At 55.6% G+C, this 12,741-nt stretch carries 18 protein-coding genes; 12 read left to right on the top strand and 6 right to left on the bottom strand.

Annotation, left to right across the window (positions count from 1 at the left end; genetic code table 11):
- Positions 1–269: 269 nt before the first annotated feature.
- From RTN40_RS06600 to RTN40_RS06575, 6 genes are all read right to left on the bottom strand, one after another.
- On the bottom strand, positions 270–563 hold the full coding sequence (locus RTN40_RS06600; protein ID WP_312227775.1) for a hypothetical protein: 294 nt from the start codon (positions 561–563) through the stop codon (positions 270–272).
- A gap of 103 nt (positions 564–666) precedes the next feature.
- Positions 667–1,137: an RES family NAD+ phosphorylase gene (locus tag RTN40_RS06595; RefSeq protein ID WP_312227774.1), complete on the bottom strand. Its 471-nt coding sequence runs from the start codon at positions 1,135–1,137 to the stop codon at positions 667–669.
- Positions 1,134–1,577: an antitoxin Xre/MbcA/ParS toxin-binding domain-containing protein gene (locus tag RTN40_RS06590; RefSeq protein ID WP_312227773.1), complete on the bottom strand. Its 444-nt coding sequence runs from the start codon at positions 1,575–1,577 to the stop codon at positions 1,134–1,136. The genes RTN40_RS06595 and RTN40_RS06590 overlap by 4 nt, the downstream gene beginning before the upstream one ends.
- A 72-nt stretch (positions 1,578–1,649) precedes the next feature.
- On the bottom strand, positions 1,650–1,982 hold the full coding sequence (gene mazF, locus RTN40_RS06585) for an endoribonuclease MazF (protein ID WP_312213706.1): 333 nt from the start codon (positions 1,980–1,982) through the stop codon (positions 1,650–1,652).
- Positions 1,983–2,231: a type II toxin-antitoxin system antitoxin MazE gene (mazE, locus tag RTN40_RS06580; RefSeq protein ID WP_312227772.1), complete on the bottom strand. Its 249-nt coding sequence runs from the start codon at positions 2,229–2,231 to the stop codon at positions 1,983–1,985.
- A gap of 94 nt (positions 2,232–2,325) precedes the next feature.
- The gene (locus RTN40_RS06575; protein WP_312227771.1) at positions 2,326–3,372 is read right to left on the bottom strand and encodes an aminopeptidase; all 1,047 of its coding nucleotides are present in this window, start codon (positions 3,370–3,372) and stop codon (positions 2,326–2,328) included.
- A gap of 298 nt (positions 3,373–3,670) precedes the next feature.
- On the opposite strand from RTN40_RS06575, the gene cysD reads away from it, so the two are divergent.
- From cysD to RTN40_RS06510, 12 genes are all read left to right on the top strand, one after another.
- A complete protein-coding gene (gene cysD, locus RTN40_RS06570) occupies positions 3,671–4,579 on the top strand; it encodes a sulfate adenylyltransferase subunit CysD (protein WP_042387833.1) in 909 nt (302 codons plus the stop codon).
- Between the two features lie 9 nt (positions 4,580–4,588).
- Positions 4,589–6,016, top strand: a complete 1,428-nt coding sequence (gene cysN / locus RTN40_RS06565; protein WP_312227770.1) for a sulfate adenylyltransferase subunit CysN — start codon at positions 4,589–4,591, stop codon at positions 6,014–6,016.
- On the top strand, positions 6,016–6,621 hold the full coding sequence (gene cysC, locus RTN40_RS06560; protein ID WP_312227769.1) for an adenylyl-sulfate kinase: 606 nt from the start codon (positions 6,016–6,018) through the stop codon (positions 6,619–6,621). Before cysN ends, cysC begins: the two co-directional genes overlap by 1 nt.
- Before the next feature lie 47 nt (positions 6,622–6,668).
- Positions 6,669–6,992 (top strand): DUF3561 family protein, encoded by a 324-nt coding sequence (locus RTN40_RS06555; RefSeq protein WP_312227768.1) that lies wholly within the window; start codon positions 6,669–6,671, stop codon positions 6,990–6,992.
- Positions 6,993–7,161: 169 nt separating this feature from the next.
- Entirely contained in the window at positions 7,162–7,473 is a 312-nt protein-coding gene (gene ftsB, locus RTN40_RS06550; RefSeq protein WP_103818268.1) for a cell division protein FtsB, read from the top strand.
- 19 nt (positions 7,474–7,492) lie between these two features.
- The gene (ispD, locus tag RTN40_RS06545; RefSeq protein ID WP_312227767.1) at positions 7,493–8,200 is read left to right on the top strand and encodes a 2-C-methyl-D-erythritol 4-phosphate cytidylyltransferase; all 708 of its coding nucleotides are present in this window, start codon (positions 7,493–7,495) and stop codon (positions 8,198–8,200) included.
- A gap of 2 nt (positions 8,201–8,202) precedes the next feature.
- Positions 8,203–8,682, top strand: a complete 480-nt coding sequence (gene ispF / locus RTN40_RS06540) for a 2-C-methyl-D-erythritol 2,4-cyclodiphosphate synthase (RefSeq protein ID WP_312227766.1) — start codon at positions 8,203–8,205, stop codon at positions 8,680–8,682.
- Positions 8,679–9,728, top strand: coding sequence for a tRNA pseudouridine(13) synthase TruD (gene truD, locus RTN40_RS06535; protein ID WP_312227765.1), 1,050 nt, complete (start codon positions 8,679–8,681; stop codon positions 9,726–9,728). Before ispF ends, truD begins: the two co-directional genes overlap by 4 nt.
- A complete protein-coding gene (gene surE, locus RTN40_RS06530; protein WP_312227764.1) occupies positions 9,709–10,470 on the top strand; it encodes a 5'/3'-nucleotidase SurE in 762 nt (253 codons plus the stop codon). Before truD ends, surE begins: the two co-directional genes overlap by 20 nt.
- Complete coding sequence (locus tag RTN40_RS06525) at positions 10,464–11,090, top strand: protein-L-isoaspartate(D-aspartate) O-methyltransferase (protein ID WP_312227763.1); 627 nt, start codon at positions 10,464–10,466, stop codon at positions 11,088–11,090. The genes surE and RTN40_RS06525 overlap by 7 nt, the downstream gene beginning before the upstream one ends.
- 108 nt (positions 11,091–11,198) lie before the next feature.
- Positions 11,199–12,338: a murein hydrolase activator NlpD gene (gene nlpD, locus RTN40_RS06515; protein WP_409418514.1), complete on the top strand. Its 1,140-nt coding sequence runs from the start codon at positions 11,199–11,201 to the stop codon at positions 12,336–12,338.
- Between the two features lie 121 nt (positions 12,339–12,459).
- On the top strand, positions 12,460–12,741 hold a 282-nt coding region (locus RTN40_RS06510; RefSeq protein WP_312227761.1), incomplete at its 3' end, for a sigma-70 factor domain-containing protein.

Genomic DNA, 12,741 nt, shown 5'->3' with positions numbered 1-12,741 from the left:
GGGATAAACCGACAGTCACCCACCTCAACACGCTGTATCGCGTGAGTTCCCCGCGCCAGCGGGGATAAACCGACAGTCACCCACCTCAACACGCTGTATCGCGTGAGTTCCCCGCGTTCGCGGGGATAAACCGCAGGCTGCTGATAGCTGGACTCAGCGGGACCAGAGTTCCCCGCGCTAGCGGGGATAAGCCGTGGTTGGCCTTCAGGATACAATCAAGATAAATAAGTTCCCCGCGTCAGCGGGGATAATCGCGCAGCAAATTAGGCTCACCAGTAATAAATACTGGGGCGTTTGTCAGCCAGCCAGGTAATACCATCAGGATCAGCATCACGCAGAATGCCGATGAGCATCAAGCGATCGGTAGCTCGGCGGCGGCGAGTGGTAGTTATTCTATTCCACCAGCCAGGGTTTTTATCGTAATTGCAATCCGGTGTGTTTGCTCCATATTGATCGTAATGATGGACATACATTACACCCCAGCGTGAAGGGTACGTGATACGGAAATGGGGTTTTGCTTTGCCGTGACGATCGCGGTCTTTTCGAGTATTGAAGTTGGACATTTTTAGCTCCTTTACGGTAACTAGAAATGCCCTCGCTTAGAGTAGTACATGGGTTCTCCTTAATCAGTTCAGCACAAATGGGCACCAACTTGCTGCATGTTCATCACTTGCGATCGGGTTTTAATCGACTGTCGAATTGAAACGAAATGGCTTTTGACTTTTGCGTAAGCTCGAAGAAAGCTGGATGTTCAGGATTTAGCAGATAGTTATTTTCCACCGGCGATAAAGCACTAGGCACTTGCAAGGCTATAGATGCCTTAGTGAAGCACCAGGCATCACCATAAGCGGCCAGCTCTGGTGGTGCTTCTTCATCGGCCCAATTATCAGGGACTTCTTCCATATTGGCCTTTTGAATCAGGTCATCAGGCACATCGATACTCAACAACGTGAAATAATCCATAATCTGTGCCGCACGCAGATGCACCAACGTTTCCAGCAGAGTTAACGATGCGGTTTCTGATACATAAACCATCGACGTACCGACGCTATTCCAGCGGCCTCCAGCCTCTTTGGCTCCATAACCAGTCCAGGCTGTAGAAAGATACTTAGTCTTTGTTAGCCGATAGAGGATCAAGAGTAGACTCCATGCTCCAGACGGGTGATCAGCTTCATGACTTCATAAGCCCCGGTTTCGGATGCCATCAGCTCTGCTGGCACTTTCCAGCCCAGCGCACGGTTAGGCTCATTCAACCATTTTTGCGCTTCATCTTTATCGCCTTCGAAAAGTTCTACCGCCCGATCAAGAACACGAATGATGCGCACCAGCCGTTCACTCTGATCGGCACTGAATCGAGCTTTCAGGCTGCGGCTGAAAGTGGTTGATGGGATACCCGACATTTTGCGCAGGTCGTTTTGCGTTATCTTTGCCCAGTCAACGATCAGGCTAGCAACTTTGCCATCAAGGCCTTCGTTAATCTGACCCAGCAGTGCCACACCATCGGCATTGTTTAAACCAGCTACCTGCCATAAACGGGGCGGCCTGGCCTGAGACGTGGATACGCTAAACGTTTTCATGATTAACCTCCATTTGGTGATTTAATTATATCCATATGGTGGGTGGTGGGCAAATATTAACCGCTTGAAGTATTACCCTACTAAGGCCTTAACCTTAGCTCTGATCACTTCTAGTTCCTGCTCTGTTACTCTGCCTTTTTTCGCTGCGTTTCTGACTTTCCAGGCGATGCATTTCACCTGATCAGCAAGCGCTACTGCGTTACGCTCACCGGAGAGTTCTACTTCAAAAGGGTAGCCCTTTGCTTTTGTGGTACAGGGAACACAAAGGCAAAGCCCTGTTTTATTGTTATAGATGAATGGACTTAGCACCACGGCAGGACGATGTCCTGCCTGCTCATTTCCTTTAGTTGGGTCAAAATCAACCCATATGAGATCCCCTGAATCGGGTACGAATCGACTTATCATTTACCAGGTTTCCTTACCTTCAGGTTTACCCCAGTCCACCAGCGCATGCTGGTTGTCGGACGTGATATCTTCAACCAGCTCTGCAAGCGAAAACACAGCCTCATTTCTTACTGGCTCGATGACAAGCTTACCTTCTACCAAATCGATCTTAACTTCATCATCAATATTAAGATTAAGGGCCTGCATTAACGTTGCTGGGATCCGGATCGCAGGAGAGTTTCCCCAACGTTTTACATTACTGCGAATCATATCTACCTCATGGTATACAGCCTGTGTCTACATTGTAGATATTTTTTGGTGTAGACACAATGTATCATAGGACCCAAATCCCACACCATCAGCTTCAGGCACCTTTCTCCGCTTTCGCCAGCTCTTTCATTAGCGGCAGCATGATGCGCATGACGTCGCGGCTGCGGCGCTCAATGCGGCCGGGCAGGGCGCTGTCGAGGAACTGCTGGTTATCCAGACGCACGTTATGCCAGCTGGTGCCGTCGGGGAAGGCTTTGGTTTTTGCCCGCTGCTGGTAGCCATCCTTTTTCCCCAGTGACCAGTTCGTGGCCTCGACGGAGAGCACCGGAATACCCGCCCGGTCGAAAACTTCACTATCATGGCAGCAGTCGGTGCCTTTTGGATAATCCGGGTTCAAACCTGGATTGGTGGCGGCGGTGATGCCATGCTGACGAGCAATGGCTAAGGCCCGATCCCGGGTCAGCTTGCGCACCGCAGCGGGCGTGCTTTTGCCGCTGTTGAAGTAGAGTTTGTCGCCAACGATCAGGTTATCGAGGTTGATCACCAGCAGCGTATTTTTCTTCTCGGCGTCGCTCATGCGCTGCAATAGATTTTCCGCCCCCAGCCGTCCCTCCTCCTCGCCGCTGGTAGCAACAAAGCGAATGCTGTACTGGGTTTGAATATGCTTGAGCCTATCCGCCAGCTCCAGCATCACTCCTAGGCCGGCGGCATTATCGTCGATCCCTTGCAGCGTCAGGCCGCCAAGGTTGTTATCGCTATCGGCATCGCTACGCGGCGCGTAGGTATCCAGGTGTGCCATCACAATGATCTGCTGGGCCAGCTTGCCTTCATGGGCGGCGATCACCGTACTACCGGTCACGTTGTGCCAGTTCTGGTTCTTGTTGCGTGAGGTATAGATGTAGCGGCTATTGAACTTGCGGATATCGCTCTGGTAGCCCATCTGTTCAAACTGCTGGCGTAGATAGTCGGCTGAGAGCATCTCCGCAGGCGTGCCGGTCATACGGCCTGGGAAATAGGTGGCAATATGGCGAGCCTGCTCGCTGGCCATCGCGCCGGGCTGGCTGGCTTTTGCCTGCCCCGGCACGGTAAAGCACACACCGAGCGCCAGAGCTACAACAAGGTGGCGCAATGCGGGAAACATAGTGAGTCCTTAAAAATGAAGCAAAATTTTTGACCTGCTTAGTATGAAACTGTGATCGCAGTTACACAATTTCAATTACGCTTAAACGCCCGTATTTTCTCGCGTTAAGCACTTTTTGATCTTTGCTTTTGCTCAACGTTATTCCATTGAGTAACTACTCATTCCAATTCGTAATTTCATTCGCCCTCAGACGCCCCCTATAGTCCCTCTATCCCTTATTTTTAGCGACTCATACGACGTCTAACAGACGTACAGAACAGATCGTCTCGTGTGGTAAATTTCCCTTTAAGGAACGGTTATGGATCAAAAACGACTCACCCACCTGCGACAACTGGAGGCGGAAAGCATCCATATTATTCGTGAGGTGGCGGCTGAATTTTCTAATCCGGTGATGATGTACTCCATCGGTAAAGACTCCAGCGTTATGCTGCACCTGGCACGCAAAGCCTTCTATCCGGGTACGCTGCCTTTCCCGCTGCTGCATGTCGATACTGGCTGGAAATTCCGTGAGATGTATGAGTTCCGTGACCGTACTGCCAAAGCCTACGGCTGTGAACTGCTGGTGCACAAAAACCCGGAAGGCGTGGCGATGGGGATCAACCCGTTCGTGCACGGCAGCGCCAAGCACACGGATATCATGAAGACGGAAGGGCTGAAGCAGGCGCTGAATAAATACGGCTTTGATGCGGCCTTCGGCGGCGCGCGTCGCGACGAGGAAAAATCCCGGGCGAAAGAGCGTATCTACTCCTTCCGTGACCGCTTCCACCGCTGGGATCCAAAAAACCAGCGCCCGGAGCTGTGGCACAACTACAATGGCCAGATCAACAAAGGTGAGAGCATCCGCGTCTTCCCGCTGTCGAACTGGACCGAGCTGGATATCTGGCAGTACATCTACCTGGAAAATATCGAAATCGTTCCGCTCTACCTCGCGGCTGAACGTCCGGTGCTGGAACGTGACGGCATGCTGATGATGATCGATGATGACCGCATCGACCTGCAGCCGGGCGAAGAGATCAAACAGCGCATGGTGCGCTTCCGTACCCTCGGCTGCTGGCCGCTGACCGGCGCGGTAGAGTCTGATGCCCAGACGCTGCCGGAGATCATCGAAGAGATGCTGGTCTCCACGACCAGCGAACGCCAGGGGCGCGTCATCGACCGTGACCAGGCCGGCTCGATGGAGCTGAAAAAACGCCAGGGATACTTCTAAGGAGCCGCCATGAATACCACTATTGCCCAACAAATTGCTAACGAAGGCGGCGTCGAAGCGTACCTGCACGCCCAGCAGCACAAAAGCCTGCTGCGCTTTCTGACCTGCGGCAGCGTCGATGACGGTAAAAGCACCCTGATTGGCCGTCTGCTGCACGACACGCGCCAGATTTATGAGGATCAGCTCTCTACGCTGCACAACGACAGCAAACGCCACGGTACCCAGGGCGAAAAGCTCGACCTCGCACTGCTGGTGGATGGCCTGCAGGCCGAGCGTGAGCAGGGCATCACCATTGACGTGGCCTACCGCTACTTCTCTACCGAAAAGCGTAAGTTTATTATCGCTGATACCCCGGGGCACGAGCAGTACACCCGTAACATGGCCACCGGTGCCTCTACCTGCGATCTGGCGATCCTGCTGATCGACGCGCGTAAAGGCGTGCTGGATCAGACCCGTCGCCACAGCTTTATCTCTACTCTGCTGGGCATTAAGCACCTGGTGGTGGCGGTAAACAAAATGGACCTGGTAGAGTTCAGCGAAGAGACCTTTGAAACGATTCGCCAGCAATACCTGACCTTTGCCGAGCAGCTGCCGGGCAACCTCGACATCCGCTTTGTACCGCTGTCGGCGCTGGAGGGTGATAACGTTGCCAGCCAGAGCGCGAGCATGCCGTGGTACAGCGGCCCGACCCTGCTGGAGGTGCTGGAGAGCGTTGAGATCCACCGCGTAGTGGAAACCCAGCCGATGCGCTTCCCGGTGCAGTACGTTAACCGTCCGAACCTCGACTTCCGTGGCTTCTCCGGTACCGTTGCTTCCGGCAGCGTTAAGGTGGGCCAGCGCGTTAAGGTGCTGCCGTCGGGCGTGGAATCCTCGGTCGCGCGCATTGTGACCTTCGATGGCGATCTGCCGGAAGCGGGCGCGGGCGAAGCGGTCACCCTGGTGCTGAAAGATGAGATCGATATCAGCCGTGGCGATCTGCTGCTGGATGCGCAGGAGAGCCTGCCAGCCGTACAGAGCGCGGCGGTGGACGTGGTGTGGATGGCCGAACAGCCGCTGACCCCGGGCCAAAGCTACGACATCAAAATCGCGGGCAAGAAGACGCGGGCGCGGGTGGACGGCATCCAGTATCAGGTGGACATCAACAACCTGACCCAGCGCAGCGTCGATGCGCTGCCGCTGAATGGTATCGGCCTGGTAGACCTGACCTTTGACGAGCCGCTGGTGCTGGATAAGTACCAGGACAACCCGGTTACCGGGGGAATGATCTTTATTGACCGCCTGAGCAACGTCACCGTCGGCGCGGGCATGGTCAATCAGCCGAACGCTGATGCTGTGGCAACGCCCTCTGAGTTCAGCGCCTTTGAACTGGAGCTGAACGCGCTGGTACGCAAGCACTTCCCACACTGGGGCGCACGCGATCTGCTGGGAGGCAAATAATGGCGGAGCATGACGAGAACGTCGTCTGGCACGCCCATCCCGTCACCGCGCAGCAGCGGGAGCAACTCCACGGTCACCGTGGGGTTGTGCTGTGGTTTACCGGGCTATCCGGCTCGGGTAAATCCACGGTTGCCGGCGCGCTGGAGGAGGCGCTGCATCGGTTAGGCGTCAGCACCTATCTGCTTGACGGCGATAACGTGCGCCACGGCCTGTGTAGCGATCTGGGTTTCAGCGACGACGATCGCAAAGAGAACATTCGTCGCGTGGGCGAAGTGGCCCGCCTGATGGTGGATGCGGGGCTGGTGGTGCTGACTGCTTTCATCTCTCCGCACCGTGCGGAGCGGCAGATGGTACGCGAGCGCGTAGGCGAAGGGCGTTTCTACGAGGTCTTTGTGGATACCTCCCTGGCCACCTGCGAAGCGCGGGATCCGAAAGGGCTGTATAAAAAGGCGCGTGCCGGTGAGCTACGTCATTTCACCGGGATCGATTCCGTTTATGAGTCTCCCGAGTCGCCAGAGCTGCACCTTGACGGCGAACAATTGGTAACAAATTTGGTGGCTCAATTATTAGATCTACTGAAACGGGACGATATTATCAGATCCTGAGACAACGCCGGGTGTTGCGCCCGGCAAGTCAGGTCACAGGATCCACTATGCGCAATAGCCAGAATATTACTATCAACCCATCTGAAACCGGCGTTGCCAACGACGAGCCGACCTGGTCACTGCCAGGAGCCGTCGTTGGCTTTGCCTCATGGCTGCTGGCGCTGAGCATACCGTTTCTGCTGTACGGCTCTAACACCCTCTTTTTCTTTCTCTATACCTGGCCATTCTTTCTGGCACTGATGCCCGTTGCGGTGGTGGTAGGGGTAGCCATTCACTCTCTGCTCAACGGCAGGCTGGTCTATAGCAGCCTGGTGACGGCGCTGGCCAGCGTCGCCATGTTCGGCGTCTTATTCATGTGGCTAATGGGTTAAAGCAAGCCATAATTCAAACCGTAACGCTTTTTAAGACGATGTTTCCAGGCCTGGACAGTGCCTGGAGCGGGTGAGGTATGGTACATTTGGCAGCGTCGTTGCGGTATCGGCTTAGAGTGGAGTCCTGGCGTAAGTTATGGGATGATGATGCCGTTTTACAGGGGGCAGGATGGGTAAATTAACGCTGCTGTTGCTGGCTTTGCTGGTCTGGCTACAGTATTCATTGTGGTTTGGCAAGAATGGCCTCCACGACTTCAGCCGCGTCAGCGATGATGTCACGGTACAGCAGGCAACAAACGCTAAGCTAAAAGCGCGCAACGATCAGCTGTTCGCCGAAATTGACGATCTCAACGGCGGCCAGGAAGCAATTGAAGAGCGCGCACGTAACGAACTCAGTATGACCAAGCCAGGCGAAACCTTTTATCGTCTGGTTCCGGATGCGTCCAAACGCAGCCCAGGGTCACCACAAAATAGTCGATAACAGGCCCAGGTTTTCTTACATGGCAGCAATAGTTCCGGCCATCTGTGCCGTCGTACCGGCCGCCGGATTTGGCCGTCGTATGCAAACGGAATGCCCTAAACAGTATCTTTCGATTGGCAATAAAACCATTCTTGAACATACGGTTGCGGCGCTGCTGGCGAATCCGCGTGTTGAGAGGGTAATTATTGCCGTCAGTCCGGGCGATGAGCGTTTCGCCGGGCTTTCGCTGGCGCAGCATCCCCAGGTTACCGTCGTTGATGGGGGCGCAGAGCGCGCCGATTCGGTGCTGGCTGGCCTGCACGCTGCTGGCGACGCCGGGTGGGTGCTGGTGCACGACGCTGCTCGCCCCTGCCTGCATCAGGACGATCTCTCTCGTCTGCTCTCTCTCTGTGAAACCAGCCGTACGGGCGGCATTCTGGCCGCCCCGGTGCGCGATACCATGAAGCGCGCCGAGCCAGGTAAGAGCGCTATCGCCCACACCGTGGATCGTAACGATCTCTGGCACGCGCTGACCCCACAGTTTTTCCCTCTGCCGCTGCTTAAAATGTGCCTGACACGGGCGCTTAACGACGGGGCAACCATCACCGATGAGGCTTCGGCGTTGGAGCACTGCGGTTACCATCCCGAGCTGGTCGCCGGCCGCGCTGATAATATTAAAGTGACGCGGCCTGAAGACCTGGCGCTGGCAGAATTTTATCTTACCCGTAACGCCTCTATGGAGAACTGATAATGCGTATTGGACACGGCTTTGACGTACACGCTTTTGGCGGAGAAGGCCCGATTATTATCGGCGGCGTACGTATTCCTTATGAGAAAGGCCTGCTGGCGCACTCCGATGGCGACGTAGCCCTGCATGCGTTAACCGACGCGCTGCTTGGTGCCGCGGCACTGGGCGATATCGGCAAACTCTTTCCGGACACCGATCCGGCGTTTAAAGGCGCGGACAGCCGCGAGCTGCTGCGTGAGGCCTGGCGTCGTATCCAGGCGAAAGGCTATACCCTTGGCAACGTTGACGTAACGATTATCGCCCAGGCACCAAAAATGCTGCCGCACATCCCGCAGATGCGCGTGTTTATTGCCGAAGATCTCGGTTGTCATATGGACGATGTTAACGTGAAGGCCACCACCACCGAGAAGCTGGGCTTTACCGGGCGCGGTGAAGGCATCGCCTGTGAAGCCGTGGCGCTGTTGAATAAGGCGGCTAAATGACCGAGTTTGACGCGCTGACGTACCTGCACGGCAAACCTCAGGGCAGCGGTCTGGTGAAGGCCAACCCGGAAGACTTCGTCGTGATTGAAGATTTAGGCTTCGCTCCCGACGGCGAGGGCGAGCATATTCTGGTGCGGGTGCTAAAAACCGGCTGTAATACCCGCTTTGTCGCCGATGCGCTGGCAAAATTCCTCAAGATCCATGCCCGGGAGATCAGCTTTGCCGGGCAGAAAGATAAGCATGCGGTGACCGAGCAGTGGCTCTGCGCCCGCGTGCCGGGTAAAGAGATGCCGGATCTCAGCGCCTTTCAGCTGGAAGGTTGTAAGGTGCTGGAGTACGCCCGTCACAAGCGTAAGCTGCGGCTGGGGGCGTTGCAGGGCAACCAGTTTACCCTGGTGCTGCGCGAAGTAAGCGACCGTGCCGACGTTGAGGCCCGGCTCAGTGCCATAGCAGAGCAGGGCGTGCCGAACTACTTTGGCGCGCAACGCTTTGGTATCGGCGGCAGCAACCTGCAGGGGGCGCTGCGCTGGGCGCAGAGCGATGCCCCGGTGCGCGATCGCAATAAACGCAGTTTTTGGTTGTCGGCGGCCCGCAGCGCGTTGTTTAATCAGATCGTCAGCGAGCGCCTGAAAAAAGCGGACTTTAATCAAGTTGTTGACGGCGATGCGCTACAATTAGCGGGGCGCGGAAGCTGGTTCGTGGCAACGCAGGAAGAGCTGGCGGCGCTACAGACGCGCGTCGATGACAAAGCGTTAATGATTACCGCTGCGCTGCCGGGTACCGGCGAGTGGGGAACCCAGCGTGAGGCGCTGGCGCGTGAAGAGGCGGCCATTAGCGATTCGCCTCTGCTGCAGTCTCTGCTGGTGCGCGAAAAGGTTGAGGCTTCGCGCCGGGCCGCGCTGCTCTATCCGCAGCAGCTAAGCTGGGAGTGGTGGGATGACGTCACAGTCGAACTGCGCTTCTGGTTGCCAGCCGGTAGCTTTGCCACCAGCGTAGTAAGGGAACTTATCAATACCTCGGGTGATTATGCGAATATTGCTGAGTAACGATGATGGGATCCATGCGCCAGGTATTCAGACCCTGGCTCATGCTTTACGGGAATTTGCCGATGTGCAGGTTGTCGCGCCCGATCGTAACCGCAGCGGAGCCTCTAACTCCCTGACGCTGGAATCTTCCCTTCGCACCTTTACCTTCGAGAACGGCGATATCGCCGTGCAGATGGGCACGCCTACCGACTGCGTCTTTCTGGGCGTCAATGCCCTGATGCGCCCGCGTCCGGACGTGGTGATTGCCGGGATCAACGCCGGGCCAAACCTCGGCGACGATGTGATCTACTCCGGGACGGTGGCGGCGGCAATGGAAGGGCGTCATCTTGGTTTTCCTGCGCTGGCGGTCTCGCTTAACGGCTATAAGCACTATGACACCGCCGCCGCCGTGACCTGCTCGATTCTGCGCGCTCTGAGTCGTGAGCCGCTGCGCACCGGCCGTATCCTGAATATCAACGTGCCCGATCTGCCTCTTGATGAGATCAAAGGCATCCGCGTCACCCGCTGCGGCAGCCGCCATCCGGCGGATAAGGTGATCCCGCAGGAGGATCCGCGCGGCAATACGCTTTACTGGATTGGTCCGCCGGGTGAGAAGCACGACGCCGGGCCGGACACCGACTTTGCTGCCGTAGATGAAGGCTACGTCTCGGTAACGCCGCTGCATGTGGATCTTACCGCACACAGCGCGCATGATGTTGTTTCGGACTGGTTAAGCCGTGCCGGAGTGAACACGCAATGGTAAGCAGACGCGTACAAGCCCTTCTCGATCAGTTACGCAGCCAGGGCATCAAAGATGAGCATGTCCTGGAGGCTATCGCACGGGTTCCCCGTGAGAAATTCATTGATGAAGCGTTTGAACACAAAGCGTGGGAGAACGTCGCGTTACCTATTGGCCAGGGGCAGACCATTTCGCAGCCCTATATGGTAGCGCGTATGACCGAACTGCTGGCGCTGACGCCGGACTCAAGGGTGCTGGAGATTGGCACCGGCTCAGGCTACCAGACCGCAATTCTGGCGCATCTGGTTCGCCATGTCTGCTCCGTCGAGCGAATCAAGGGCTTGCAGTGGCAGGCGCGTCGCCGTCTGAAGCAGCTCGATCTGCATAATGTTTCAACCCGTCATGGCGATGGCTGGCAGGGGTGGCAGGCACGCGCCCCGTTTGATGCCATTATCGTGACGGCCGCACCGCCGGAGATCCCCGCCGCGCTTCTGTCGCAGCTGGATAACGGCGGCATTCTCGTTTTGCCCGTGGGCGATGAGCATCAGCAGCTCAAGTGCATCCATCGGCGGGGAAGCGAATTTATCATCGAAACCGTGGAAGATGTACGTTTCGTCCCGCTGGTGAAAGGGGAACTGGCCTGAGACCCGGATTTTTCCTAAAGTTTTCAGCGAGTTTAAGCGTAAGGTGGGCGGCGTTACATTACGCTACGGTTTTCAACACGCACAAGTAAATACATTTTTGGGGGATAAATGAGCACGGGAAGCCCAACATTCACCTTAAGCCGGATTGCGGCATTGTCACTGGTTTCGCTCTGGCTGGCAGGATGCTCAAATTCTGGTAATCCACCCGCGCCGGTCAGCTCCGTAGACGGCAGCAGCGCATCAGGCAGCAGCACCGAATCCGGAATGTTAATTACCCCTCCACCGAAGATGGGCAGCACGCCGCAGCAGGCTCCGCAAATTCAGCCGGTTCAGCCGGTTATCACACCGCCAACGACGATCCAGCCATCAACTGCCCAGCCGGTGGTTTCGCAGCCGGTTCAGACGCAAAATGGCCGAATTGTTTACAATCGCCAGTATGGGAACATTCCGAAAGGTAGCTATACCGGCGGTAGCACTTACACTGTGAAACGCGGTGATACACTGTTTTACATTGCCTGGGTAACCGGTAACGATTTCCGCGATCTGGCCCAGCGAAATAGCGTTGCCGCCCCGTATAGCCTGAATGTCGGGCAGGTTCTGCAAGTTGGAAACCCATCCGGTACGCCAATAACTGGCGGTAACGCAATCACCCAGGCTGATGCTTCCGCACAAGGAATCGTGACGCAACCTGCACAAAATTCAACCGTAGTAGTTGCGCCGCAACCCACAATTACGTATTCTGAGGACTCAGGTGAACAGAGTGCTAACAAAATGTTGCCTAACAATAAGCCTGCGACGGTAGTCACAGCGCCTGTTACAGCGCCATCTGTTAGTACGACCGAACCGACAGCCAGCAGTACCTCTACCAGCGCGCCGATTTCATCCTGGCGCTGGCCAACTGATGGCAATGTTATCGATAACTTCTCTGCAACCGAAGGTGGCAATAAAGGGATCGATATCGCAGGGTCGAAAGGCCAGGCTATCGTCGCGACCGCAGATGGACGCGTGGTATATGCCGGGAACGCTCTGCGCGGTTACGGTAATCTTATTATCATCAAACATAACGATGATTACCTGAGTGCCTACGCCCATAACGACACAATGCTGGTCCGGGAACAACAAGACATTAAGGCGGGGCAGAAGATAGCTACTATGGGTAGCACCGGAACCAGTTCTACACGTTTGCATTTTGAAATTCGTTACAAGGGGAAATCCGTAAACCCGCTGCGTTATTTGCCGCAGCGATAATTTGGCAAAGTCGTTATGCTATCCTTTGCTTTGCCGTGGCAGCGTGCGTAAATGCTGCTGCCTCGAATAAAAGAAGGAAGCATGGAGATTTTGTTCAGGGATCACGGGTAGGAGCCACCTTATGAGTCAGAATACGCTGAAAGTTCATGATTTAAATGAAGACGCGGAATTTGATGAGAACGGAGTTGAGGCTTTCGATGAGAAAGTCCTGAATGAAGAGGAACCCAGTGATAACGAGTTAGCCGAAGAGGAGCTGTTATCTCAGGGAGCAACACAGCGAGTGCTTGACGCTACTCAGCTGTATCTGGGAGAGATTGGTTATTCTCCTCTGCTTACGGCTGAAGAAGAAGTTTACTTCGCGCGTCGCGCACTGCGTGGAGACGTTGCATCACGCCGTCGCATG

The organism is Pseudescherichia sp. (assembly GCF_031987975.1).
Taxonomy (GTDB): Bacteria; Pseudomonadota; Gammaproteobacteria; order Enterobacterales; family Enterobacteriaceae; genus Pseudescherichia.
This window is presented reverse-complemented; position numbering and strand designations above follow the sequence as displayed.

Bases quoted from the DNA above. Each gene is read 5' to 3' on its own strand.
- RTN40_RS06590 (WP_312227773.1), bottom strand. From the start codon at position 1,577: ATGAAAACGTTTAGCGTATCCACGTCTCAGGCCAGGCCGCCCCGTTTA.
- mazF (WP_312213706.1), bottom strand. From the start codon at position 1,982: ATGATAAGTCGATTCGTACCCGATTCAGGGGATCTCATATGGGTTGAT.
- RTN40_RS06525 (WP_312227763.1), top strand. From the start codon at position 10,464: ATGGTAAGCAGACGCGTACAAGCCCTTCTCGATCAGTTACGCAGCCAG.
- cysC (WP_312227769.1), top strand. From the start codon at position 6,016: ATGGCGGAGCATGACGAGAACGTCGTCTGGCACGCCCATCCCGTCACC.
- RTN40_RS06575 (WP_312227771.1), bottom strand. From the start codon at position 3,372: ATGTTTCCCGCATTGCGCCACCTTGTTGTAGCTCTGGCGCTCGGTGTG.
- mazE (WP_312227772.1), bottom strand. From the start codon at position 2,231: ATGATTCGCAGTAATGTAAAACGTTGGGGAAACTCTCCTGCGATCCGG.
- RTN40_RS06555 (WP_312227768.1), top strand. From the start codon at position 6,669: ATGCGCAATAGCCAGAATATTACTATCAACCCATCTGAAACCGGCGTT.
- ispD (WP_312227767.1), top strand. From the start codon at position 7,493: ATGGCAGCAATAGTTCCGGCCATCTGTGCCGTCGTACCGGCCGCCGGA.
- surE (WP_312227764.1), top strand. From the start codon at position 9,709: ATGCGAATATTGCTGAGTAACGATGATGGGATCCATGCGCCAGGTATT.
- ispF (WP_312227766.1), top strand. From the start codon at position 8,203: ATGCGTATTGGACACGGCTTTGACGTACACGCTTTTGGCGGAGAAGGC.
- truD (WP_312227765.1), top strand. From the start codon at position 8,679: ATGACCGAGTTTGACGCGCTGACGTACCTGCACGGCAAACCTCAGGGC.
- cysD (WP_042387833.1), top strand. From the start codon at position 3,671: ATGGATCAAAAACGACTCACCCACCTGCGACAACTGGAGGCGGAAAGC.
- cysN (WP_312227770.1), top strand. From the start codon at position 4,589: ATGAATACCACTATTGCCCAACAAATTGCTAACGAAGGCGGCGTCGAA.
- nlpD (WP_409418514.1), top strand. From the start codon at position 11,199: ATGAGCACGGGAAGCCCAACATTCACCTTAAGCCGGATTGCGGCATTG.
- RTN40_RS06600 (WP_312227775.1), bottom strand. From the start codon at position 563: ATGTCCAACTTCAATACTCGAAAAGACCGCGATCGTCACGGCAAAGCA.
- ftsB (WP_103818268.1), top strand. From the start codon at position 7,162: ATGGGTAAATTAACGCTGCTGTTGCTGGCTTTGCTGGTCTGGCTACAG.